This window comes from Pukyongiella litopenaei, assembly GCF_003008555.2.
Lineage (GTDB): Bacteria > Pseudomonadota > Alphaproteobacteria > Rhodobacterales > Rhodobacteraceae > Pukyongiella > Pukyongiella litopenaei.
Map to the genome: position 1 here is coordinate 2439885 of NZ_CP027665.1, position 22346 is coordinate 2462230.

A 22346-nucleotide genomic window follows, 5' to 3' on the forward strand; every position below is an offset into this window, starting at 1 on the left:
CCGGCGGATTTCCCGCGCTGCCGCTTCCACCTGCCCCGCGCCCGATGTAGGCTCCGAGCCATGAAATGGACCTTGCCCAATATGCTCACCGTCCTGCGCCTGATCGCGGCGCCGGGGCTGGCCGTGATGTTCCTGTATTTCCACCGGCCCTACGCGGACTGGTTCGCGTTGCTGCTGTTCCTCGGCGCGTCGATCACCGACTGGATCGACGGCTACCTGGCGCGGGCGTGGAAACAGGAAACCCGGCTCGGCGCGATGCTGGACCCGATCGCGGACAAGGCGATGGTGGTGATCGCGCTGATGGTGATCGTGGGCTATTCGTCGATGTCGCCCTGGCTGGTGCTGCCCGCCACCGTGATCGTCTTCCGCGAGGTGTTCGTATCGGGGCTGCGCGAGTTCCTGGGCAATGTGTCGGGCACGCTCAAGGTGACCAACCTGGCCAAGTGGAAGACCACCGCGCAGATGGTCGCCATCTCGGTCCTGTTCGCGCAGGGCATCTTCGAACATTACCTGTCGCTGGCCGCCGAAGGGCTGGACCCGCTTGTCGTCAGCGACATCCTGTCGGGGCAGGGCGAGGATACGCTGGGCCTGGGCTGGAAACTGGCGGCGATGGACTGGACCGGGCGGATCGGCCTGTGGCTGCTGTGGCTGGCGGCGGCGCTCACCTTCCTCACCGGGTGGGACTACTTCCGCAAGGCGCTGCCGCATCTGAAGGAAACGCGATGATGGATGTGCTGTATTTCGCCTGGGTGCGCGAACGGATCGGCCTGCCGCGGGAACGCATCGACACCGATGCCGCCACGGTTGCCGACCTGGTCGAGGAATTGCGGGGCCGCGAAGACCGCTACGCGGCTGCCTTTGCCGACCTGTCGGCGCTGCGGGTGGCGCTGGACCAGGAGCTTGGAGATTTCGACGCGCCGCTGGCCGGCGTGCGCGAGGTCGCCTTCTTTCCGCCGATGACCGGGGGCTGAGGCCGGTGCGCGTGGCCGTCCAGCCGGAGCCGTTCGATCCCGGGGCCGAGCTCACCGCGTTTTCCGTCGGCCTGTCCGGCATGGGCGCGGTGGTCAGCTTTACCGGGGTGGTGCGCGATCTGCCGGGGGGCGGGCTGACCGCGTTGGAGATCGAACATTATCCCGGCATGACCGAACGGGCGATCGCCGACATCGCGCGGCAGGCGCAGGAGCGCTGGTCGCTGGGAGATGTGCTGGTGATCCATCGCCACGGGCGGCTGGCGCCGGGCGACGCCATCATGATGGTCGCCACCGCCGCGGCCCATCGCCGCGCCGCCTTCGAGGCCGCCGATTTCCTGATGGATTACCTGAAATCGCGGGCGCCGTTCTGGAAAAAGGAAATCACCGGGGACGGGGCCGAATGGGTCGCGGCCAGGGATGAGGACGAAACCGCGCTGACCCGCTGGTGACGGGCGGCCGGTCCGCGCGCGCGGCCCCCGCGATACCGCTCAGGCGCCGGTCTTGGCCCGCTGAAGCTGGGTCCGCAGCTCCTCGACCTCGGCGCGGGCATCGCGCAACCCGTCCATCGTGGCGTTCAGTTCGGCCTCGGTCTGGTGCAGCTTGTTGGACAGTTCCGCTTCGCGTTGCTGAAGGTAGGTGATCGCCTCGTCGCGGGTTTCCTCGGCTTCGTGAAGCTCCTGGCTGATCCGGTCGAGCTCGCTCACGTCGCGGGCGCTGACCCGGGTGAACCGGTGCACCAGCCAGTTGGCGAACCAGCCCAGAACAAAGGCGACAAACAGGATCGCCGCCGTGGCGATGATGAAATCAGTTCTGCTCATTGGTCGCGTTCTCCGTTCCGTCCCCGTCGCCTTCTTCGCTGTCGCCCGCGGCAGTATCCGCATCCCCGCCTGTCGCCGTTTCACCACCGTCTTCACCGGTGCCCTCTGCCGTTTCCGATGTCGTTTCCGGGTCCGATTCGGGGGCCGCATCGGCGGCCTGTCCGGATGCGGCTTCGGCGGCGACTTCCTCCAGCGTGGTCCGTTCTTCCTTGATCGGCTCGGGGCGTATCAGGTGGAACTCGATCCGGCGGTTCGCCTCGCGGCCCTCTTCGGTCCCGTTATCGGCGATGGGGCGGCTTTCGCCATAGCCCACCGCGGCATAGGACGAGGTCAGCACCCGGCGCGCGCGCAGTTCGTTCAGCACCGACTGGGCGCGGGACTGGCTGAGTTCCTTGTTCATGATCTCGCGGCCCTGGCTGTCGGTATGGCCCTGGATTTCCAGCCGGATCTCGCCGCAATCCGACAGGATGTCGGCGATCCGGTTCATGGTGCCGAGCGAATCCTCGGTGATGGTGGCGGACCCGGGCTCGAACGCGATCTTCTGGTTCTGCTGGGTCTCGATGATCTGTGCCTCGCACAGTTCGGGATCGGGCGGCGCGTCCTGCGGGATCGGGCGATCGCGGGTCGCGATCTCGAGCGAGAAGCCGCCGACATCGCCCAGCTTGGCCGCCAGCAGCCGCGACAGCCTGGCATCGGCGTCGGGATCGTAGCTGGCGCCGCGCAGCGTCACGCTGTCCGGGGTCACGGTGGCCGAACCGTTCAGGAGCTCGGCCAGGGCCTCGAGCCCGACCAGCACCCGCACCGCCCAGTCCTCGGGCTGGCCGGGCACCACGCGCACGGCCATATGCACACGGTCCGACCCGAACTGCGCCCGGGCAAAGCTGTCGGCCATCAGCCGCTGGGTTTCATCCTCGACACGCCCGCGCAGCTGCACCAGACCTTCGGGGCTGAGCGTGGCCGTGAACTCGGGCGGGCCGTCGCCCGCGCCGGTGACTTCCGGCTCGGGCAGGACGGCATCCAGCGCGAAAACCGGCGGCAGCGCCGTCTGCAACTCGCCCACCACGAGGTCGAACTGGTCCGGGTCCGTGCCCTGCGCGGCGGTCAGCGATATCTCGGCATCCGCCATCGTCAGGTGCCCGCCGCCCAGCTTTGCCAGCGCGGCGATCGTCAGTTCGGCGGCGGTGCCCCAGTTCGGCGACGGGACGCCCAGCCCGATGGTGCAGTCGGGATCGCCTGTCATGCCGACGGCGGTGGCGGCCTTGATGATGCGCCCGCGCGTCAGCTTGGTATCGGCCGAACAGGCATCGAAGCGCGGGCCGCGCTCGTCGATCAGGAACCGCAGCGTGAACGGCGTGATCACCGGGCGCGGCGACGAGATGTCGAGCGTCAGCCTGAGCTGCGGCGGGGCGGTGCGCGACAGCTCGTCCTCCAGTTCCGCCTTGGCCTCGGCGCTGTCGGTCATGCCCGACACCATCAGCGTATCGGCGGAGACCGAGATTTTCGAGCGCGGCATCCGGTCCAGGACGGTCAGCGCGAAATCCATCGCCGCGTCCCAGCCGGGCGGCACCGCGTAATCGGCGGATTCGAGAAAATCGGCCACCGTTCCGGCGCCCGCAATCTCGGCCAGCCGACGGTTCAGCCGGTTGCGGTCGGTCCGGGTCGGGATCAGGCCGATGATCGAGATGCCGTCCGCGTTGCGCAGGATCTCGGCCGAGAAACGCGGCGGCGCCACCTCGGTGCCGGGCACGACATCCATCTCGTCGATGATCCGTGCGGCATCCACGTTTTCGCCGGCGCTGCTGAGCGCGAGGAACCGCGACGCTTCGTCGGGAGCGGTTCCGGTCAGGATGACGCGCAGCCCGTCGGCTTCGACCTCGGCCCAGTCATGGCCGTTGAGGTCCAGCGTCTCGCGTATGTTGATCTCGGTCTTGTCCTCGACGACGGACACCGCGACGGCCGCGCCGGCAAGGCACAGCGCGGCGGCGAACAAAAAGGCGAGGAGGGCGAACAGGGTCGGATTGCGGCGCATGAGGCAGGTGAGTCCTTGGTCGGTCGATCCGTCTTAGCCCCCAGCGTGCCGGTGTTCAATCAGACCAGCAGCGCGATCACGAAGAAGAACAGCGGTATCATGCCGGTGTCGCGGTTCATCCGGAACAGGCGCAGCATCCTGTCCGGGTCGGTGTGATCGAAGCCCCGCAGCTGGAACGCCATGTGCCAGCCCATCGCCCAGGGGCCGGCAAGGGCGATCACCAGCGCCATCACCCCGGCCTGCGGCAGCGCTGCGCGAATCACCGCCAGCGCCATCAGGGCCACGGTGGCGGCGAGAAAGTATTTCAGCCAGCGCGCGGTGTCGTCGCCGAACAGCCGGGCGGTCGATTTCACGCCGATCAGCGCATCGTCTTCGGTATCCTGGTGGGCATAGATGGTGTCGTAGAACAGTGTCCAGGCGATGCCCGCGACATAGAGCAGCAGCGCCGGAAGCCCGAGCGACCCGCCATGGGCGGCCCATGCCAGCAGCGCGCCCCAGTTGAAGGCCAGCCCGAGAAAGACCTGCGGCCACCAGGTAAACCGCTTGGCAAACGGGTAGACCGCCACCGGCAGCAGCGCGAGGATGCCCAGCGCGATGGCGGTGCCGTTGAAGGTCAGCAGGATGGCGAAGGCAATGAGCGCCTGTGCGATCATCCAGGCCAGCGCCTGGGTGACGCTCACCTGGCCCGACGGGATCGGCCGGGACCGCGTGCGCGCCACCCGCCTGTCGAAATCCCGGTCGGTGATGTCGTTCCAGGTGCAGCCCGCGCCGCGCATCAGCCAGGCGCCCGCCGCGCAGCCCAGCGCGATCCAGAGGTCGCCCCAGCGCGGCGACTGGTCGGCCAGGATCGCCAGCGCCAGCCCCCACCAGCAGGGGATCAGCAGCAGCCAGGTGCCGATCGGCCGGTCCGCCCGCGACAGGCGCAGATAGGGGCGTAGCGTCGGCGGGGCATGGCGGTCGACCCAGTTGCCGGCGGCGGCATCGGCGACCGGCGCGGTCTCGGTCTTCTCTGGTGTCCGGGATTGCCCTTGCATATGTAGGCTTTCATGGTGGCGAAGGTCAGGCTCTATGTAGATCACCCGCTGGGGGCGGGGCAATCGGTTCCGCTGTCGCGCGACCAGGCGCATTACCTGTTCGGGGTGATGCGGCTGGGCGTCGGGGCGCAGGTTTCGCTGTTCAACGGCCGCGATGGCGAATGGCGCGCCGATGTAGCCGAGGCCGGGAAACGGGGCGGCGTGCTGGTGGCCGCGGAGCAGACCGCGCCGCTGCGGTTGCCGCCGGATCTGTGGCTGCTGTTTGCGCCGATCAAGAAGGCGCGCACCGATTTCATCGTCGAGAAAGCCGCCGAGATGGGGGTGGCCCGGATCATGCCGGTGCAGACCCGGTTCACCAATGCCGAGCGTATCCGGCAGGACCGGTTGCAGGCCCATGCCATCGAGGCCGCCGAACAATGCGGCGGCACCCATGTGCCCGAGGTGGCCGGCCTGCAGCGCCTGGACCGGCTGCTGGACGACTGGCCCGCAGAGCGCCGGATCATGTTCTGCGACGAGGCGCTGGCGGGCCGCTCATCGGCCCTGACGGGCCACTTCGCTGGCGGTGCGCCGGGGCCCTGGGCGATCCTGATCGGTCCGGAAGGCGGGTTTTCCGAGGCGGAGCGCGACCGGCTCGCGGCGCTGCCATCTGCCCATGCGGTCAGTCTCGGACCGCGCATCCTGCGTGCCGATACCGCCGCCGTGGCGGCCCTGACCCTGTGGCAGTCGGCGCTGGGGGACTGGCGGTGAGCCTGATACGTCCCGAGGCCCGCGCGGCGCTGTGGCGGTGGCGCGAGGTTCTGGCCGGGGGCGCGGCGCTGGCGCTGGGCACCAGCTGGGTCGCCGGGCCGGGCGGCCTGCTGGGCTGGGTCGGCTGGATCGTGGTGCTGGCCGGTGCGGCGCTGGTGCTGGCCGGCGTGCAGCGGGCGCGGTTCCGGTTCGGCGGCGGCGGACCGGGGCTGGTGCAGGTGGACGAGGGGCGGGTGGTGTATTTCGGCCCGCTCGGCGGTGGCTCGGTCGACGTGGCCGATCTGGCCGCGCTGGATTACGACCCCCGGTCGCACCCGCCGGTCTGGGTGCTGTGCCAGCGCGGGCGGCCCGAGATTTTCGTTCCGATCACGGCAGACGGGGCAGAGGCGCTGTTCGACGTGTTCTCGGCGTTGCCGGGGCTGCAGATCGAGACCCTGATCCGCGACCGTGACCGGGCCGGTTCACGGGTGCGGCTGTGGCAGCGCCCGGACCGGCAGGTCGCGGTCCGGGGCGGCGCCGGGGGGTAGGAGCCCGGCGCGGGGCCGGCCCGCCGGCCCGCGGCGATTGCGCCGCGCTTGCTTGACACCGCGTCGCCGCTCGGTCAGTCGTGCGGGGACGGCAAACCGGGAGGCCCGCGCATGTCCATTCCCCAGTCCGGCGGCGAACCGATCGAACACCGCGACCAGCTGGCAGGTTATCTCGAAGCGGGATGCAAGCCGCGGGACGCCTGGCGCATCGGCACCGAGCACGAGAAGTTCGGCTATTGCAAGGACACGCTGAAACCGCTGCCCTTCGACGGCAGGCGGTCGATCGTGGCGGTGCTGGAAGGGCTGCGCGACCGGCATGGCTGGGCGGAGTTGCGCGAGGGCGGGCACCTGATCGGCCTGGAAAAGGACGGGGCCAATGTTTCGCTGGAGCCGGGCGGGGCGCTCGAGCTGAGCGGCGCGCCGCTGGAGACCATCCACGAGACCTGCGACGAGGTGAACGAGCATCTGCGCGAAGTGAGGGACATCGCCGACGAAATCGGCGTGGGCTTCATCGGGCTCGGCGCCGCGCCGATCTGGACCCATGAGCAGATGCCGCTGATGCCCAAGGGGCGCTACAAGCTGATGGATGCCTACATGCAGAAGGTGGGCACCATGGGCCGGTCGATGATGCGGCGCACCTGCACGGTTCAGGTCAATCTCGATTTCGGGTCCGAGGCCGACATGGTGCAGAAGCTGCGCGTGGCGATCGCGCTGCAGCCGGTTGCCACTGCGCTCTTTGCCAATTCGCCCTTCTTCGAGGGCCGGCCCAACGGCTTCAAGAGCTGGCGGTCGCGCATCTGGCGCGACCTCGATCCCGACCGCACCGGCATGGTGCCGTTCGTCTTCGAAGACGGGTTCGGGTTCGAACGCTGGGTCGACTACGCGCTCGATGTGCCGATGTATTTCGTCTATCGCGACGGACGGTATATCGATGCGCTGGGCCAGTCGTTCCGCGATTTCCTGAACGGCGAATTGCCGGCGCTGCCGGGCGAGACGCCGCTGATCAGCGACTGGGCCGATCACCTGACGACGCTGTTTCCCGAGGCGCGGATCAAGAAGTTCATCGAGATGCGCGGCGCCGATGGCGGGCCGTGGCGGCGGCTATGTGCGTTGCCCGCCTTCTGGGTCGGGCTGACCTATGACCAGGGGGCGCTGGATGCCGCCTGGGACCTGGTCAGGGGCTGGGATGCGGAAACCCGCGAGGCGCTGCGCGTGGCCGCCGGCAAGGACGGGATGCAGGCCGAGGTGGGTGGGCTGAAGATGCACGACCTCGCCCGCGAGGTCGTCGCGCTGGCCGATGCCGGGCTGAAGGCGCGGGCGCGTCCCGGCGCGGGCGGGCTGGTGCCCGATGAGACCCATTTCCTGAACGCGCTGAAGGACAGTCTGGAAACTGGCACGGTGCCGGCCGACGAATTGCTGGACCGCTACCATGGTGACTGGGATGGCGACCTGACCCGGATCTACGCCGATTACAGCTATTGACCCTTACGGAGCGATGGCGAGGACAATCGCGCCGGATGCGATCAGGGCCACCCCGCCCCAGCCCGCGGCAGAGAGTTTCTCGCCCAGGAACACCGCCGCGATGAGGGCGACAAACACCACGCTCAGCTTATCGACCGGGGCCACTCTGGACGCGTCCCCAAGCTGCATTGCCCGAAAATAGCAGAGCCAGGACGCACCGGTAGCCAGCCCGGAAAGCACCAGGAAACCCCAGGTGCGGGGCTGCACCCCGTCCAGCCCCTGCGCTTTGCCGGTGGCCCAGACCAGACCTCCCAGGGTGATCATCACGATGATCGTGCGGATGAACGTTGCCAGGTCGGGGTCGATGTCGCTGACGCCGAGCTTTGCAAAAATTGCGGTCAGCGCCGCGAATATCGCGGCGAGAAGCGCCCAGAACTGCCAGTTCGAGATCAGAAAGGACATCGCCGTTTCTCCTGCATGCCGGATAGAAACAACTGTTGCGCCGGTCCGGTTAGGAAAGCAAACAGGTGTGTTCAAGAACACCGATCTGTGGTTTCGCGTCCCGACGGGGCGTGCCTAGCCCGATCAACACATCAACCCGCCGCCACTTTGAGGCAATCTCTTGGTGCTTCGGTTGCCTGTTCGCCACTACCGGTTCGCCGTTGCCTGAATAGAGCCGTGGAACAGTTCGGATATGGAGGTTTATCTCGTTGTCATCATGTGTTTTCGCTCTTCTTCCAGCTAGGAGAGCTTATCTGAAAACTCCAGCCTAAAACGATCCGGTTTTCAGGGGTGTGAATCAGCATGCAAAATTGACCCACTTAGGTGGGTCATGAGCGAATAAAATTGACCCACCTGTATTCGTTAACATCCGCACAAAAAGTGCGGAGAAAAGAGCAGGTGGTTTTGATGGAATGCCCCCAGACGGACTCGCTGTTTGAGGGCGACCCGTCTGGGGGCTTTGCGCCACATAGGGTGGGTCAAATTCAAACGCTGAAACCGCGTCAGTTTCGAACGCTCATTGACACGGTAGATGGTGGTTACCATGCTGCCTGTCGACGGTGACAAGGCGATGAGCTTGAGCGGGCATAGCGGGTGTGCAATCTTCGGCCAAGACACTGGCGAACCCGATCCACTATTTTTAGACCAGTCGCGAGAACACCTGGTTGGCCGAGATGTTCGTGAAGTTCAGGGGTGGGCGATGCTACCTGTCGCGCGTGGTCGATCTCGAAAGTGAGGCTTTGGAAAGACGGGTAAGTGTCTTGATCAGGCTCTATTGCTGTCGCCCCCGAAGGTATCTGTTCAGAACTTGCCTCGCCACGCGCGTATCAGCCGTAGATCGATGTGCAGAGTGCTAGATCGCTTCCGACCGAGCCGCGATACATTCCTTCACAGTTGAACGGCATCGCGATCCGTCCGTTTGCGTCGATCGCGATCGCGCCGCCCGATCCGTCATTTGGTGCCAGATCGTTCATCACGACATGTTCCGCCGCCTGATCGACGGTTTCACCGAGATGCCGCATCCGTGCACTGATTTCAGCTGCGGCGGTCCATCGGGTGAATATTTCACCATGCCCGGTACACGACACTGCGCAGGTCGAATCGTCGGCGAAGGTGCCCGCACCGATCAAGGGTGTATCGCCTACCCGGCCCGGTGCCTTGGCGGTCATGCCGCCTGTTGACGTGGCCGCGGCGATGTGACCGTTTGCGTCCAGAGCCACAGCCCCGACAGTGCCGTGGCGGCGAGCGGGGTCGTCGTCCTGTTCGCCATTGGCGCGCATCTTCAGGGTCTCTTGCAGGGCGTCCCAACGGGCCTGAGTGAAAAAATAGGACGCGTCTTCAAAGGGAAGCTCCGCATCCCGCGCAATCCGCAGTGCATTGTCGCCAATCAGCATGACATGCTCGGTCCGCTCCATGACAGAGCGGGCGGCGCGGATGGGATTGCGTGGGCCGAAGAGTCCAGCGACGGCGCCAGCCTGGCGTGTCTCGCCGTCCATTATGGCTGCATCCATCTCCTGCTTGCCATCGGCAGTAAATACAGCCCCACGACCGGCGTTGAACAGTGGTTCGTCCTCAAGAGCGCACACCGCCGCCGTCACTGCGTCGATTGCCCCGCCACCCTGTTTCAGGATCGCCTGCCCGGCTTCGAGCGCGCGGGCCAGCCCGACGTGATAGGCGGCTTCGAGCCCGGGAGTCATCCTGGATTTCAGAATGGTTCCGGCACCGCCGTGTACGGCAAGAGCATAGGTCATGTTTGTCCTTTCAGTCCCGCCGTGCGGGCGCAGTGCAGCGCGATTTCGGCATGTGTGGCGACCCAGCAATCGCCTTTGGCTGAAATACGGTCGAGAAGCTGTTCGAGTATGAACATGCGGCTGCGGTAGCCGATAACATGTGGATGCATGGTCAACAGGAACAGACCGCCTTCGTCATAGGCACCCTCGAATTCGCGGGAGAAGATGTCGAGAACGGCCTCGGGCGGGGTATAGGGTCGCTGAGCCCCGAAACGGTTCATCATGAAATACACCGCATCGTCGCGGATCCATTCAACAGGCAGTTCGACGATGCCGGTGGGCGTGCCGTCCGCAATGATCTCGTAGGGATCATCGTCGGCAAAAAGTGAACTGTCATAGAGCAACCCCATCTCGCGGGCGATCGCCAGCGTGTTGGGGCTGTAGTCCCAGGACGGGGTGCGCATGCCCACGGGACGGTTCCCGGTGATGTTTTCCAATGTGTCGGCGGCGCGCAACATCAGGTTCCGCTCTGTCGCCGCGTCGAGACGGGAGTTGACCTCGTGGATCCAGCCATGCAGTCCGATCTCATGACCGTCCTGTATCAGTTCGCGCTGCTCATCGGGATGAAGCAAGGCCGAAACTGCGGGGACAAAGAAGCTGGCCTTGAAACCATGCTTTCCGAGCGCCGCGCGAATGCGCGGGATGCCGCGTCGGGCGCCGAACTCCCCCCAGGACAGACGCGCAGGTGAAAGGCCACCATCGCGCAATTCGTTGGTTTCGTGATCGCTGTCAAAGGACAGCGCCACGGCACATCGCGCGCCGCCGGGCCATGTCGGGGGTTTCAGGTTACGTCCGGCGCGAACTTGGCCCACCGTGGCGCGCCATGTCGCTTCGTCCCAATCATATGGTTCGCTCATGCGTGGCCTCCATCGACCGACAGGATCTGCCCGGTGATCCAACCGGCACGATCCGATGCAAGAAAAGCGACGGCATCCGCGATATCCTCGGCGCGACCGAGCCGGCGCATGTGAATGCCCTCGACGATCTGCTTTTGCCGGTCCAGCCCGAACGCATCCCATTGGCGTTCGGTCGCCGGGTTCGACAGCACGAACCCCGGGGCCACCGAGTTTACCGTCACCCCATGTGGTCCGAGTTCCAGGGCGAGTTGTCGGGTCAGGCCGACCAGCGCATGTTTGGCCGAGGCGTAGGCCTGGATACCCGTCAAGCTTGGCTTCAGGCCCGCCCCAGATGAAATCGTCAGGATCCGCCCCCAGCCACGCGCCTTCATTCCCGGTGCGGCTGCTTGAGAGCACCACATAGCGGCATCGACATTCGCCGCGAAGACGGTGTTCCAATCGGCTTCCGATATGTCCTCGATCGGGCGGCCCACCTGACCCCGGACCCCGCCAGCAGCGGTCACGAGCCCGTCGATACGGCCATGCCGGGCCTGTATTTCGGCGATGGCCGCGTGTGCAGATTCGCGGCCGCCAAGATCGGCGCGATGGGTGGTTGCATATTCCGCCACGGGGGCAAGGCCATCCGCGTCGATGTCAATCGCCGCAACGGATGCGCCCGCCTGCGCCAACGTGGTGACGATGGCGCGACCGATTCCCTGGGCCGCCCCGGTGACGGCAAAGACACGGCCCTCGAAACTCAGCTGCATGTTGGCACCATGAGATCGACAAGCTCGACAGATTGTGTGCGTCGGCCTTCCTCAATGTCGTGGATCAATTCCACGAGCCGGGACAGTGTCGAAACCTTCAAGCCAAGCTGGTGACCAAGCTCGACAAGCAGGCCGACCTGCGCGTCGACCTCGGTGCGTCGTTTGCGCACCGCCAGATCCCGCCAGATGCCCGAATGTGTCTTGGCGGTATGACGATTGTGCTCGATCATCGCGGCCAGCGATGCATCCATCCCCTCACGATCTGCTGCCAGGAACGCATCCGGATCGAACCCGTTGAATCCGAGCGGGCGAATTCCTTGCGCATTGGCGAGGCACATAACCTCGTGGCCCAGTTCCCGGTAGACGGGCCGGTGACTGGGATGCGCCATTGCCTCCGACATCGATAGCGGTGTGAGGGCCGTTGCAAAGAGTAATGCGCCATAGCCCAGTTTGCCCCAGAGATACCCCCAGATATTGTCCGTAAGAACCGCCTCCGGTTCGACAATGCACAACAACCGATGAACGTCGCGAGTGCGGTCGATGACGGGACCGGCAAGTTCACCGACGGCTACGGCGGCCCGGTTGCCATAGAGAATGCGGCCCGGTTCCAGCCAATCGGCGCCATAGTTGACGAAACAGCCCACCGTATTCTGCGCTCCGATCCGCTCAGAGATGACAATCTCGTTCAGGCCGTTCTGGGCCGAGACAACATAGCCGCCAGGGGCCAGATGCGGCATCAGCATGTCAAGCGCCGCTTCGGTGTGATGGGCCTTGACCGCAAGGATCACGCGGGAAAACTGCCCCTTCAGTTCGCTTGGCGTACTGGCCGGCAACACTTGGGTGAAGGTCTCAACCGGCCCTTCGATGTGCAGGCCGTTACTGCGCATGGCGTTGACATGATCTTCGACGATATCGACCATATGAACCGCATGACCGGCGCGGGCGAGATAGGCGCCAAGGATGCCGCCTATCGCCCCCGCGCCCCAGATCAGAAGCGGTTCGCTCATGCCCAGTCGCCCTCAAGCAGGGCACGCGTCTCGTCCACGGCGATGGCCCAGAGCCGTTCGGTGTCGGCATCGGGTCTTTGATAGACCCCGCCGTAGTTGCCATCTCCGATCAGGTCACGAACTGCAGCGGCGTTACGATCCCGAAGGCGGTCGAAGGGCACAAAGGGCTTTTGCTCGTCTGGCAGGTCGCGGCCCGGAAGTCGGGTCCAGGGAAAATTCTCCATCCATGACGCGTGCGAGGCGACCGGGTCGATTTCCTGAACGCAGGCCCAAGTTTTCGGTGCACGCCACCAGTCGTGAAATCGGCAGCGGGCGCCTTCATGCGCCTCCATCCATTCCATGGTGACGGGCTGGACCGGGCTGTTGCCGCCATGTCCGTTGACAATGAGAATACGGCGAAATCCGGTGGAGTACAGGCTGTCCAGAATGTCCCGCAGGAGCAATGCATAGGTTGTGAGCTTGAGCGACACCGTGCCGGGAAAGGCCATGAAATACGGAGTAAGCCCGTAGGCGATCGCGGGAAAGACCGGCACGCCCAGCGGCTCTGCGGCATCGGTCGCGACCTTCTCCGACAGGATCGAATCGACCGACAGGGACAGATATGCGTGTTGCTCGGTTGAGCCAAGGGGCAGGATGCAGCGGTCATCTGTTTCCAGGTACTTTTCGATCTCGAACCAGTTACTTTCGGAAATTTTCAATTGGTTTGCCCCTTTTGGTCTGTTGCCCGGCCACGGCAGGCGTCGATCGCCGGCAGAAGGTCGGTTTCAATGGCGTGGCTGTCCGGCGTGTGTCTGTATTCGATGGCGGTCTGATCAGGTCGCATGTTGCTTCGCAAATCCTCGGTGCCGGTGGAGTGGATTACCACGTTCGCGCGTGCGATCAGGGCATCGGCATTGTCATCCTTCCAGACGGCTGAACCGAACCGGGTCACATGTGGCGCAAAGCGCAGGATCGCTGCCCGCATGACCGGCAGAAACTCGGGAAAGTACGACACGATCGCGACCTCGGCCTGGGGAGAGATCGCCGCCAGCGCGATCCGTGTTTCCTCTTTCGGGATGAGCGTAATGCCAACAACCGGAAGGTCCGGAAAATGAGATTGCGCCTCGACGCGCAGCGTGAGGGGGGTGACGACGAGGTCGATACCCTCAGGCCGGTCCCGCGCCAATCGTTCGGTTGTAAATGCGATGATATCGTCGCCGGAGCGCAGATAGGGCCGAATGTCGTCGGCATAGGCTTGGGTTGCATCCTGAAATGTTCCCAACATGAGGACGCGGACCGGTCCGGAACGTGCTGCCGCGGCCGAGACGCGGTAGGCAAGTTCCGCTCGCGACAGGCCAACTTCGGCTCCGAGGCAGACCAGTTCGCTGATCCGCCTTTCGATCTCGCGGAGTGAATTCGCATGATGTCGCAACACACCGCCATCGACAACGAAGGTCCCGGTTCCGACCCGTCCCTGGGCGTGGCCGGCCTCTTGCAGCGCAGCATAGACATTGCTCACGGTGACGGGAGACAGCCCCAGATGGCTCGCCAGCTGCCGTACTGACGGCAGACGTGTGCCGGGCGAAATGTCACCTGTTGCGATTCCGTACTCCAGCGCACCACGAAGCTGGACCGAGACCGAGACCGAAGACGTCTTGTCGATCGCGCGCGCCAGTCTCTCGAACGTGTTACCGATCTGTGTCTTGTCATGCTCCATACTGTATCATTGTTGGATAACGGTTGTTCGCTCAAGCACCTTTGTTACTCAGACTGGTGAAATCAGGGGTCATTTGTTGCTGAAATCGAAGAATTATGTTGACGAATTCGGCCGAATGCCCCCGTAGTGTATCACGCAAGTATAACATTACGACGGAGAGGAACCATGTTCAGACATACATTCAATACGGGGGTCGCCACCGCGCTGTTGCTGAGTTTGGCGCCTGCGGCGTATTCGCAGGAACTGGTTATCGGCCTGCGTGCAGGTCCTGATTCGATCGACCCGCACTGGTCGACGCTTGGCAGTCAGGCCGAAGCGCTGCGCCACATCTACGACACGCTTGTCGATGTCGATGAAACGCTTCAACTCAAGCCGGGACTTGCCGAAAGCTGGGAGCCTATCGACGACACCACCTGGGACTTCAAGCTGCGCGAAGGCGTCACATTCCACGATGGCACGCCCTTTACTGCCGAAGACGTGAAGTTCTCGATCGAACGCATTCCCGAAGTCACCGGCCCGATGTCGATGACGCTCTACACGAAATACGTGGATTCGGTCGAGGTGATCGACGACTACACGCTGCGCGTAAAGACAAAAGGCATTGCACCGGCCTTGCCAAACGACTTCACGCGCCTGTTTGTCGTGCCTTCTGAAACCGGCGAAGGCGTCGGCAACGAGGAGTTCAATGCCGGTGATGCCGCGATCGGGACCGGTCCGTATCGGTTCGTGTCATGGGAGCCGAAGGGCGATCTGGTGCTGGAGCGCTACGAGGACCATTGGCGGGGCAAGACCCCGTGGGAACGGGTCGTGCGAAAGGAGATTCCGGATGATGCTGCACGCGTCGCTGCATTGCGTTCGGGGCAGGTGGACCTGATCAACTACGTCCCGGCGACTGACTATGTTTCGATGAAGAACAATTCCGAAGTCGAGACCTTCATATCGGATTCGGTCTACATTCTGAACGTTCAGCCTTCGGTGAAAGATGAAGAGCCTCAGCCTATCCGCGTGAATGGCGAGGAAGTCGAAGGCAACCCGCTTCAGGATCTGCGAGTTCGCAAGGCACTCGATCTGGCGATCAACCGTGACGTGCTCGTCAACGTCGTGCTCGAGGGGCTGGGTACACCGGCGAACCAGCTGATGCCCGAGGGCTTTTTCGGTTACACCAATGAGTTGGGCGAGAGGGAATACGATATCGAGCAGGCGCGCGCACTTCTTGCCGATGCAGGTTATCCGGATGGGTTCGAAGTCGATTTCACCTGCACCAACAACCGGGTTCCTGGCGATGCCGTCGTATGCGAGGCGCTGGCACAGATGTGGTCGCGCCTGGGTCTGACCGTGAACGCACAGGCGCTCAACGGGACGGTGTTCTTCCCGGCTGCCGCCAAGGAGGAATACACGATGGCGATGTCTGCCTGGGGTACCCTTACAGGTGAGGCCGCCTATACCTACGGAGCGATGATCCATAGCAAGGATCCTGAAAAGGGGTTTGGAAACTTCAACCGTACCGGCTATTCCAACCCTGAGTTCGACGAGGTGTTTGTTCGCGGAACCCAGACGCTCGATCCCGAAGAACGTCGCAAGATCTATGAAGAAGCCTCGTTGATCGCGATGGAAGACCGGGCGTTGATCCCGACCGTGATCCTGCAGTCCGTCTGGGCCGCCAATGCGGACAAGCTGACCTTCACGCCGCGTGTCGATCAGGAAACCAGAGCGTATGAAATCTCGCCGGTCGGCGAGCAGTAAACCGTAACGGGCGCCCCGGTCCGGGGTGCCCGCTCCTGCTTTCAGAGAGGTCACATGCTCGGATTTGTCATCAGTCGGCTCTTGCAGGCGATCGTCGTCGTGTTTGCGATGTCGATCATCGTCTTTGTTGGCGTCTATGCCATCGGCAATCCGATCGACGTAATGATAGATCCCGGGGCGACGGCGGAGATTCGCGAGAACCTGATCCGGCAATACGGCCTCGACCAGCCCCTATGGCGACAATATTTCACGTTTCTCTCCAATGTCGTGCAGGGAGATCTCGGTCAATCTATGGTCTACAACACGTCTGTAACGGGGCTGGTGTTTTCCAGACTTCCCGCGACGCTCGAGCTGGTGTTTGTCGCGATCACGATCGCGACCGTGATCGGTATTCCTGCCGGTGTCTATGCCGGGTACCGTCCTAACAGTTTCGCGGCCAAGACGATCATGGCCTTGTCGATCCTGGGCTTCTCTGTGCCGACCTTCTGGATTGGCATGCTGCTGATCATGGGCTTTGCGGTCGAGCTTGGATGGTTGCCTTCTGGCGGACGTGGTGATGTGGGGACGCTTTTTGGCATCTCCACCTCGCTTGCCACCGCAAATGGCTGGAGTCACGTGATCCTGCCCGCTCTCAACCTGTCGCTCTTCAAGATGGGGTTGTTGATCCGGCTGTCCCGCGCCGGGATGGTCGAGGCGATGCAGACCGATTACGTCAAATTTGCCCGTGCGCAGGGGCTGCCGGACCGGCAGATCGTCCTGCGGCACGTCTTGCGCAACATCTCGATTCCGATCGTCACCGTGTTCGGGCTCGAGCTTGGATCGACGCTGGCCTTCGCGGTGGTCACCGAAAGCGTGTTCAACTGGCCGGGGGTTGGCAAGCTGATCATCGATTCGATCCTGCAGCTCGATCGCCCGGTGATGGTCACCTACCTGATCCTCGTCGTCATCCTGTTCGTCATCATCAACTTCACCGTCGACATCGTCTACGCCCGGCTTGATCCACGTGTTCGGCTGGGAGGCTCGCGATGAGCACTGTTGCCACGACTGCGGACGAACCCGCCGCGCCGATCGAAACGCGTGCCGTTCGACTGAAGCATTTCTGGTCCGACTTCCGGGCCTCCAAGGTCGCCGTGAGCGCGCTTGTTGTGATCGTCACGCTTCTCGTTCTGGCCTTCGGCGCGCCGCTTGTCGCCCCGCAGGATCCATATGACATGGCGATGCTGGATTGGCTGGATGCCTTCCTGCGCCCAGGCGAAACGGGAAGCGGTGGCTATGTCCATGTTCTGGGAACCGACAATGCCGGACGAGACATGCTGTCCGCGATATTTTACGGGCTGCGCACCAGCTTTACCATCGGCCTGTCGGCCGGCGCGCTGGCACTCTTCTTCGGCATTTCCGTCGGGCTGACAGCGGCCTATTTCGGTGGACGTGTGGAATCACTGTTGATGCGGATCGTCGATCTGCAGCTTTCCATGCCGGCAATCCTTCTGGCGCTGGTTCTGGTTGCGGTGCTTGGGCAAGGCGTCATCCAGATCATTCTGGCTCTCGTCGTGGCACAATATGCGTATTTTGCGCGTACAACGCACGGTGCGGCAACGGTCGAGCGCGGCAAGGACTATATCGAAGCCGCGCGGGCAACTCCGCTTCCGACCTGGCGGGTTCTGTTCAGGCATCTTCTGCCCAATGTCCTGCCGCCGCTGATCGTGGTGGCGACGGTACAAGTGGCATCGGCCATCGCACTTGAAGCGACATTGTCCTTCCTGGGTGTGGGCCTTCCGCTGACCGAGCCGTCGCTCGGTTCGCTCATCTCGAATGGGTTCAAATACATCCATTCCGATCGCTACTGGCTATCCATCTATCCGGGGATCTTTCTGATGATCACTGTTGTCGCTATCAATCTGGTCGGTGACCAGGTCCGCACCATCCTCGATCCAAAGCATGCGCGATGAGCGCCGCACTTGATGTCCAGGAACTGACTACGCGTTTCGATACGCGCCGCGGCACCGTGACCGCTGTCAGCGACGTCAGCTTTTCCGTCGATCGCGGCCGCATCATGGGGCTTGTCGGGGAAAGCGGATCAGGCAAATCCGTCACCGGGTTTTCAATACTGGGCCTGATCGATGAACCGGGCCGCGTAACCGGTGGCAGGATTATGGTCGAGGGTACGGACCTGCGCAGCCTGTCCCCGGACAAAATGCGTTCGATGCGGGGCCGCAAGGTGTCGATGGTGTTCCAGGATCCGATGATGACACTCAACCCGGTCTTGCGGATCGGGGATCAGATGGCGATGGCTGTCCGCGTGCATGAACGGATGTCCAAGGCCAAGGCGCTGGAGCGTGCGCGGGATGCGCTTGGCAAGGTGGGTATCCCGTCCCCCGAAGAACGGCTTGCCGCGTACCCGCATCAGTTGTCCGGCGGTATGCGGCAACGCGTGGCTATTGCAACTGCGCTGCTGCACCGTCCGGCCGTCATCATCGCTGATGAGCCAACAACGGCGCTGGATGTTTCGATCCAGGGCCAGATCCTGGCCGAGGTACGTCGCCTCGCCGACGAGACACATACCGCAATCGTCTGGATCACGCATGATCTTGCCGTGGTATCCTCGCTCGCGGACGACATCTGTGTGATGTATGCCGGCAAGATCGTCGAACGCGGTACCGCGCAGGAGGTGATCGGACAGCCGCGCCATCCCTATACGCGAGGTCTGCTCGATTCCGTGCCGGCCCAGCACCCACCTGGCACCCATCTGCCGCAGATCCCCGGTTCGACGCCGCAATTGTCGCATCTGCCTTCGGGTTGTGCATTCCGCAATCGTTGTGCTCGTTCAAGCGGGGAATGCGCCACTGTGCCGCCACTCGTTCGCTTCGGAAATCACACGGTCTTGTGCCATTTCCCCGAGGAGCCAAAATGACCGCGCCGCTTCTTGAAATGACCCGGGTTTCCAAGCGATTTGCACTCAAGCCTACCCTGGCCGAGAAACTGGCCGAACGCCTTGGCGGCCGCCGCACCGGCGGCGCGGTCCATGCCGTCAACGACGTGTCACTGAACGTGGTTCGTGGCGAGGTCGTGGGGATCGTCGGCGAATCCGGTTGTGGCAAATCCACGCTCGGGCGCATCGTGTCTGGTATCTACGCTCCGACCGAGGGGCGTGTCACACTGGACGGCAAGCCGGTTGCAGATGGACGCGAAGACCATGTCAACAAGCTGACAACGAGGGTGCAGATGATCCATCAGGACCCATTTGCGAGCCTCAACCCCCGTATGAAGGTCGGCGAGACTATATCGGAAGGGCCGCGTACACACGGGCTTGTTCCTGCATCGGAAGTGCGTACCAGAACGCGGGCCCTTCTGGAGCAGGTGGGTTTGCAGGGCGACTATGCTGACCGTCTGCCGCACCAGTTTTCGGGTGGCCAGCGACAGCGGATCGCCATTGCCCGCGCGCTTGCCATGCAGCCCGATCTGCTGGTTCTGGACGAAGCGGTTGCATCGCTCGACGTGTCGATCCAGGCTCAGGTGCTCAATCTATTCCTCGACCTGCGCCGTTCGCTTGGGCTTACCGCACTCTTCATCAGCCACGACCTTTCCGTCGTACGCCATGTCTGCGACCGGGTTGCAATCATGTATCTTGGACGCGTAGTCGAGCTTGCCAGTGCGGAACGGCTCTATGCCGACCCCAAGCATCCCTATACGCAGGCTCTGTTCGCATCGGTTCCGACACTTGGGACCGGGCGGCGGGATTTCCATCCTATCAAGGGTGAAATTCCGTCGCCAATCGATCCGCCACCCGGCTGTGCCTTCCATCCGCGCTGTCCGTTTGCCGGGCCGCGTTGCCGGGCCGAAATCCCACGCTTGACCGAGGTCGGGTCAGGGCGATCTGTGGCGTGCCATCTGAACGACGGTGGCGTCGATCGGGAGGACGCGGCTTGAGTGAGTTGAATGCTCTTGTGGCTCGCTTGAACGATGTGCTCTGTGCGGTGAACGTTCTGAACTGGGATGCGCGGACCATGATGCCCAAAGGCGGTGCGCAAACGCGGGGTCATCAGATCGCGACACTCAAGGGCATGGCCAGAACGATGATCCTCGCCCCGGAGATGCGCGATGCGGTTGCTGCTGCGCTGGAACGGACATCCGGGCTGGATCCAGACGATTCCGAGCGCCGTGCCGCCGAGGCCGTCCAGGCTGCGATTGCCCATCACGAGCGTATTCCTGCCGATCTCTTGCGCGCGCAGGCTGAGCATAGCTCATTGGCGGGAGCGGCCTGGACCGAAGCGCGCAAGGCGGCAGATTTCTCGATGTTCCGGCCCTATCTCGAACGGACAGTCACCTTGGCACGGGAACAGGCGGCGGCGTTAGGGTATCGGGAGCATCCCTATGACGCGATGGTCGCAATTTACGAACCGGGCGAGACCGCAGCGTCGTTAGGATCTCTGTTCAAGGAGCTTCGGGCCGGCATCCTGCCCATACTCGATGCGGCCATTGGCCAATCCAAGCCGCGTACCGATTTTCTGTATCGGGATTACCCAGTAGAGGGCCAGAAGGCTTTTGCGCAGCAAACCGCACATATGCTCGGTTTGGATGACGACCGAAGCCGTCTCGACACCACGGTGCATCCGTTCGAGATCAGCTTTTCCCGCAACGATGTTCGAATTGCCTCGCGCTGGAAACGCAACTACCTGCCAATGTCGATCTTTGGTTCGATCCACGAGACCGGTCATGCATTGTACGAACTGGGGGTGGACGCGGCGTTGACCAGAACCGCACATGTCACCGACATGATCGGGCTTTATGCGGTGGCAGGAGCAAGCTTCGGCATGCACGAAAGCCAGTCGCGTCTCATGGAAAACCACGTGGGCCGCAGCCGCGCGTTCTGGGCGCAGAACTTTGCAAGGCTTCGCGACACTTTCCCCGATCAACTTGCCGATGTGACCGAAGCCGAGTTCACGGCGGCGGTAAACAGGGTCGAACCCGGCTTCATTCGCGTGGAAGCCGATGAACTGGGCTATGATCTCCATATCATGTTGCGCGTCGACATCGAAATGGCATTGATGGATGGTTCGTTGGACGTGGTGGACATCCCCGGTGTCTGGAATGCCGCTGTCGAGAGGGATCTGGGTTTGACGGTGCCGGGAGACGACCTGGGGTGCCTTCAGGATGTGCATTGGTCTTCGGGAAATATCGGATCGTTCCCGACATACACCATCGGCAACATTACAGCGGCTCAGATCATGGCGCATTTTGATGTGTCACGGCCCGATATTCGGCACGAAATTGACAAGGGAAACACAGCCGTGCTGCGCGAGGCACTCTGTGAACTGGTCTGGCGTCATGGCCGGGCACGCAGCAGAGGCGATATCCTGAAGTCCATCGGCGCGAAGCCGAACGACCCCAAAGCCTATCTGGATTATCTTGCAGGGAAATTCGCTCCGGCCCTAATCTCCTCCAGCACATGACATGCCCCTGAAATCTTCGAAAGCCCATATCGGGCTCGACATGGCAGATAATCTGCGCGGTGCGACCCTGTTGGCCTTTGCCGCCGTCCTGTTCACCCTTGAGGCGACCCTCGTGCGGATCACGTCACCTGTGGCGAACGAAGCGCAGATCGTGTTCTTCCGATCCGTGTCACAGCTTGCACTGTCTCTCGTGATCATCTGTCGGATGGGTGACAGGGGACGCCTTGCAACATCGCGGCCTGTTCTGCATGTCTTCCGGGGCCTGACCAGTTTGATCATGTGGTGGCTGTATTATTCCAGTTTTCGAATGCTTGACCTGGCGCTTGCGACAACGCTCACTTTCGCGACTTCGCTGTTCGTGGTCGCCGTTGCTGCACCGCTTCTTGGTGAACGCGTTGGGCGGGTCCGCTGGGCCGCAACGATCCTTGGTTTTTCCGGCATTGTGATAGCCGTCGGCCCGATCACGGATGTTTCGATCTCGGGGGTTGGTATCGGCCTGATTGCAGCCGCCGGTGGCGCGGTCATCGTTGTGTTGAACAGGCTGCTGGGTAGAACCGAGAATACTATCACGATCATGATCTGGATCGGAGTTGTCACGACGATTGGGTCGGCACCGGTTGCCCTGTTTCTCTGGGAGCCGCTTGCCTTGCGCGATGCAGCGCTGGTCTGCCTGACGGGTCTGCTTGGTGCCTTGGGGATGTTGCTGACGATCGAGGCTTATCGCGTCGGTGAGGCCAGCGCGCTCGCGCCGGTACCCTACATTCGTTTCGTCATTGCGGCGGCGGTGGGTATGTTCGTTTTCGACGAAACGCCCGGAATGGCACTATTGTCAGGCGCAGCAATCGTCGTCGGTGCGTCAATCCTTGCGATTCGTCACGAGATGCGGCAAGGCCTGACGGCGCCGCATCGGTGACAAGGTATTGACTTCTCAGGCTGATCTTCCGCCACTGACTTGTCCGCCAGGCGATT

The 22346-nt window shown here is 63.1% G+C and carries 23 protein-coding genes; 13 read left to right on the forward strand and 10 right to left on the reverse strand.

Annotated elements, in window-relative coordinates:
* The first annotated feature begins 60 nt into the window (after positions 1–60).
* The 3 genes from pgsA to C6Y53_RS12145 are packed head-to-tail and all read left to right on the forward strand — an operon-like array spanning position 61 to position 1420.
* A complete protein-coding gene (pgsA, locus tag C6Y53_RS12135) occupies positions 61–726 on the forward strand; it encodes a CDP-diacylglycerol--glycerol-3-phosphate 3-phosphatidyltransferase (protein ID WP_106472659.1) in 666 nt (221 codons plus the stop codon).
* Complete coding sequence (gene moaD / locus C6Y53_RS12140; protein WP_106474082.1) at positions 726–971, forward strand: molybdopterin converting factor subunit 1; 246 nt, start codon at positions 726–728, stop codon at positions 969–971. The genes pgsA and moaD overlap by 1 nt, the downstream gene beginning before the upstream one ends.
* A 5-nt stretch (positions 972–976) precedes the next feature.
* Positions 977–1420, forward strand: a complete 444-nt coding sequence (locus C6Y53_RS12145; protein ID WP_106472660.1) for a molybdenum cofactor biosynthesis protein MoaE — start codon at positions 977–979, stop codon at positions 1418–1420.
* 39 nt (positions 1421–1459) lie between these two features.
* Here the strand turns inward: C6Y53_RS12145 and C6Y53_RS12150 are convergent, their stop codons facing one another.
* The 3 genes from C6Y53_RS12150 to ubiA are packed head-to-tail and all read right to left on the reverse strand — an operon-like array spanning position 1460 to position 4852.
* Entirely contained in the window at positions 1460–1789 is a 330-nt protein-coding gene (locus C6Y53_RS12150; RefSeq protein ID WP_106472661.1) for a hypothetical protein, read from the reverse strand.
* Positions 1776–3818: an OmpA family protein gene (locus tag C6Y53_RS12155; RefSeq protein ID WP_106472662.1), complete on the reverse strand. Its 2043-nt coding sequence runs from the start codon at positions 3816–3818 to the stop codon at positions 1776–1778. Before C6Y53_RS12155 ends, C6Y53_RS12150 begins: the two co-directional genes overlap by 14 nt.
* A 59-nt stretch (positions 3819–3877) precedes the next feature.
* Positions 3878–4852, reverse strand: coding sequence for a 4-hydroxybenzoate octaprenyltransferase (gene ubiA, locus C6Y53_RS12160; protein ID WP_106472663.1), 975 nt, complete (start codon positions 4850–4852; stop codon positions 3878–3880).
* 12 nt (positions 4853–4864) lie between these two features.
* Between ubiA and C6Y53_RS12165 the strand changes: the two genes are divergently transcribed.
* From C6Y53_RS12165 to C6Y53_RS12175, 3 genes are all read left to right on the forward strand, one after another.
* Positions 4865–5599 (forward strand): 16S rRNA (uracil(1498)-N(3))-methyltransferase, encoded by a 735-nt coding sequence (locus C6Y53_RS12165; RefSeq protein WP_106472664.1) that lies wholly within the window; start codon positions 4865–4867, stop codon positions 5597–5599.
* Positions 5596–6126 carry a hypothetical protein gene (locus C6Y53_RS12170; protein ID WP_106472665.1) on the forward strand — a complete coding sequence of 177 codons (531 nt, stop codon included), beginning with the start codon at positions 5596–5598 and terminating at the stop codon, positions 6124–6126. Before C6Y53_RS12165 ends, C6Y53_RS12170 begins: the two co-directional genes overlap by 4 nt.
* Before the next feature lie 111 nt (positions 6127–6237).
* A complete protein-coding gene (locus tag C6Y53_RS12175; RefSeq protein ID WP_106472666.1) occupies positions 6238–7608 on the forward strand; it encodes a glutamate--cysteine ligase in 1371 nt (456 codons plus the stop codon).
* A 3-nt stretch (positions 7609–7611) separates the two neighbouring features.
* On the opposite strand, the gene C6Y53_RS12180 is transcribed toward C6Y53_RS12175, so the two are convergent.
* The 7 genes from C6Y53_RS12180 to C6Y53_RS12210 form a co-directional block, all read right to left on the reverse strand.
* Entirely contained in the window at positions 7612–8049 is a 438-nt protein-coding gene (locus C6Y53_RS12180) for an EamA family transporter (protein WP_106472667.1), read from the reverse strand.
* 866 nt (positions 8050–8915) lie between these two features.
* On the reverse strand, positions 8916–9839 hold the full coding sequence (locus C6Y53_RS12185; RefSeq protein WP_106472668.1) for an isoaspartyl peptidase/L-asparaginase family protein: 924 nt from the start codon (positions 9837–9839) through the stop codon (positions 8916–8918).
* Positions 9836–10735, reverse strand: coding sequence for a polysaccharide deacetylase family protein (locus C6Y53_RS12190; protein WP_106472669.1), 900 nt, complete (start codon positions 10733–10735; stop codon positions 9836–9838). The genes C6Y53_RS12185 and C6Y53_RS12190 overlap by 4 nt, the downstream gene beginning before the upstream one ends.
* Positions 10732–11481, reverse strand: a complete 750-nt coding sequence (locus tag C6Y53_RS12195; protein WP_106472670.1) for an SDR family NAD(P)-dependent oxidoreductase — start codon at positions 11479–11481, stop codon at positions 10732–10734. Before C6Y53_RS12195 ends, C6Y53_RS12190 begins: the two co-directional genes overlap by 4 nt.
* Positions 11472–12488, reverse strand: a complete 1017-nt coding sequence (locus C6Y53_RS12200; protein ID WP_106472671.1) for a ketopantoate reductase family protein — start codon at positions 12486–12488, stop codon at positions 11472–11474. The genes C6Y53_RS12195 and C6Y53_RS12200 overlap by 10 nt, the downstream gene beginning before the upstream one ends.
* A complete protein-coding gene (locus tag C6Y53_RS12205) occupies positions 12485–13186 on the reverse strand; it encodes a creatininase family protein (protein WP_106472672.1) in 702 nt (233 codons plus the stop codon). The genes C6Y53_RS12200 and C6Y53_RS12205 overlap by 4 nt, the downstream gene beginning before the upstream one ends.
* A complete protein-coding gene (locus C6Y53_RS12210; RefSeq protein WP_106472673.1) occupies positions 13183–14184 on the reverse strand; it encodes a GntR family transcriptional regulator in 1002 nt (333 codons plus the stop codon). Before C6Y53_RS12210 ends, C6Y53_RS12205 begins: the two co-directional genes overlap by 4 nt.
* Positions 14185–14349: 165 nt before the next feature.
* Here C6Y53_RS12210 and C6Y53_RS12215 point away from each other — a divergent pair, with 165 nt between their 5' ends.
* The 7 genes from C6Y53_RS12215 to C6Y53_RS12245 are packed head-to-tail and all read left to right on the forward strand — an operon-like array spanning position 14350 to position 22290.
* A complete protein-coding gene (locus C6Y53_RS12215) occupies positions 14350–15927 on the forward strand; it encodes an ABC transporter substrate-binding protein (protein WP_106472674.1) in 1578 nt (525 codons plus the stop codon).
* Between the two features lie 54 nt (positions 15928–15981).
* Positions 15982–16956, forward strand: a complete 975-nt coding sequence (locus C6Y53_RS12220) for an ABC transporter permease (protein WP_106472675.1) — start codon at positions 15982–15984, stop codon at positions 16954–16956.
* Entirely contained in the window at positions 16953–17876 is a 924-nt protein-coding gene (locus C6Y53_RS12225; protein ID WP_106472676.1) for an ABC transporter permease, read from the forward strand. The genes C6Y53_RS12220 and C6Y53_RS12225 overlap by 4 nt, the downstream gene beginning before the upstream one ends.
* Positions 17873–18838, forward strand: a complete 966-nt coding sequence (locus C6Y53_RS12230) for an ABC transporter ATP-binding protein (RefSeq protein WP_106472677.1) — start codon at positions 17873–17875, stop codon at positions 18836–18838. The genes C6Y53_RS12225 and C6Y53_RS12230 overlap by 4 nt, the downstream gene beginning before the upstream one ends.
* Positions 18835–19854: an ABC transporter ATP-binding protein gene (locus tag C6Y53_RS12235; RefSeq protein WP_106472678.1), complete on the forward strand. Its 1020-nt coding sequence runs from the start codon at positions 18835–18837 to the stop codon at positions 19852–19854. Before C6Y53_RS12230 ends, C6Y53_RS12235 begins: the two co-directional genes overlap by 4 nt.
* Positions 19851–21377 (forward strand): carboxypeptidase M32, encoded by a 1527-nt coding sequence (locus C6Y53_RS12240; protein WP_106472679.1) that lies wholly within the window; start codon positions 19851–19853, stop codon positions 21375–21377. The genes C6Y53_RS12235 and C6Y53_RS12240 overlap by 4 nt, the downstream gene beginning before the upstream one ends.
* A gap of 1 nt (position 21378) precedes the next feature.
* Positions 21379–22290 carry a DMT family transporter gene (locus tag C6Y53_RS12245; RefSeq protein ID WP_244614824.1) on the forward strand — a complete coding sequence of 304 codons (912 nt, stop codon included), beginning with the start codon at positions 21379–21381 and terminating at the stop codon, positions 22288–22290.
* Positions 22291–22346: the final 56 nt, after the last annotated feature.

Bases quoted from the DNA above. Each gene is read 5' to 3' on its own strand.
- C6Y53_RS12235 (WP_106472678.1), top strand. From the start codon at position 18,835: ATGACCGCGCCGCTTCTTGAAATGACCCGGGTTTCCAAGCGATTTGCA.
- C6Y53_RS12195 (WP_106472670.1), bottom strand. From the start codon at position 11,481: ATGCAGCTGAGTTTCGAGGGCCGTGTCTTTGCCGTCACCGGGGCGGCC.
- C6Y53_RS12185 (WP_106472668.1), bottom strand. From the start codon at position 9,839: ATGACCTATGCTCTTGCCGTACACGGCGGTGCCGGAACCATTCTGAAA.
- C6Y53_RS12150 (WP_106472661.1), bottom strand. From the start codon at position 1,789: ATGAGCAGAACTGATTTCATCATCGCCACGGCGGCGATCCTGTTTGTC.
- ubiA (WP_106472663.1), bottom strand. From the start codon at position 4,852: ATGCAAGGGCAATCCCGGACACCAGAGAAGACCGAGACCGCGCCGGTC.
- C6Y53_RS12210 (WP_106472673.1), bottom strand. From the start codon at position 14,184: ATGGAGCATGACAAGACACAGATCGGTAACACGTTCGAGAGACTGGCG.
- C6Y53_RS12190 (WP_106472669.1), bottom strand. From the start codon at position 10,735: ATGAGCGAACCATATGATTGGGACGAAGCGACATGGCGCGCCACGGTG.
- C6Y53_RS12220 (WP_106472675.1), top strand. From the start codon at position 15,982: ATGCTCGGATTTGTCATCAGTCGGCTCTTGCAGGCGATCGTCGTCGTG.
- pgsA (WP_106472659.1), top strand. From the start codon at position 61: ATGAAATGGACCTTGCCCAATATGCTCACCGTCCTGCGCCTGATCGCG.
- C6Y53_RS12165 (WP_106472664.1), top strand. From the start codon at position 4,865: ATGGTGGCGAAGGTCAGGCTCTATGTAGATCACCCGCTGGGGGCGGGG.
- C6Y53_RS12230 (WP_106472677.1), top strand. From the start codon at position 17,873: ATGAGCGCCGCACTTGATGTCCAGGAACTGACTACGCGTTTCGATACG.
- C6Y53_RS12155 (WP_106472662.1), bottom strand. From the start codon at position 3,818: ATGCGCCGCAATCCGACCCTGTTCGCCCTCCTCGCCTTTTTGTTCGCC.
- moaD (WP_106474082.1), top strand. From the start codon at position 726: ATGGATGTGCTGTATTTCGCCTGGGTGCGCGAACGGATCGGCCTGCCG.
- C6Y53_RS12225 (WP_106472676.1), top strand. From the start codon at position 16,953: ATGAGCACTGTTGCCACGACTGCGGACGAACCCGCCGCGCCGATCGAA.
- C6Y53_RS12215 (WP_106472674.1), top strand. From the start codon at position 14,350: ATGTTCAGACATACATTCAATACGGGGGTCGCCACCGCGCTGTTGCTG.
- C6Y53_RS12175 (WP_106472666.1), top strand. From the start codon at position 6,238: ATGTCCATTCCCCAGTCCGGCGGCGAACCGATCGAACACCGCGACCAG.
- C6Y53_RS12180 (WP_106472667.1), bottom strand. From the start codon at position 8,049: ATGTCCTTTCTGATCTCGAACTGGCAGTTCTGGGCGCTTCTCGCCGCG.
- C6Y53_RS12245 (WP_244614824.1), top strand. From the start codon at position 21,379: ATGCCCCTGAAATCTTCGAAAGCCCATATCGGGCTCGACATGGCAGAT.
- C6Y53_RS12200 (WP_106472671.1), bottom strand. From the start codon at position 12,488: ATGAGCGAACCGCTTCTGATCTGGGGCGCGGGGGCGATAGGCGGCATC.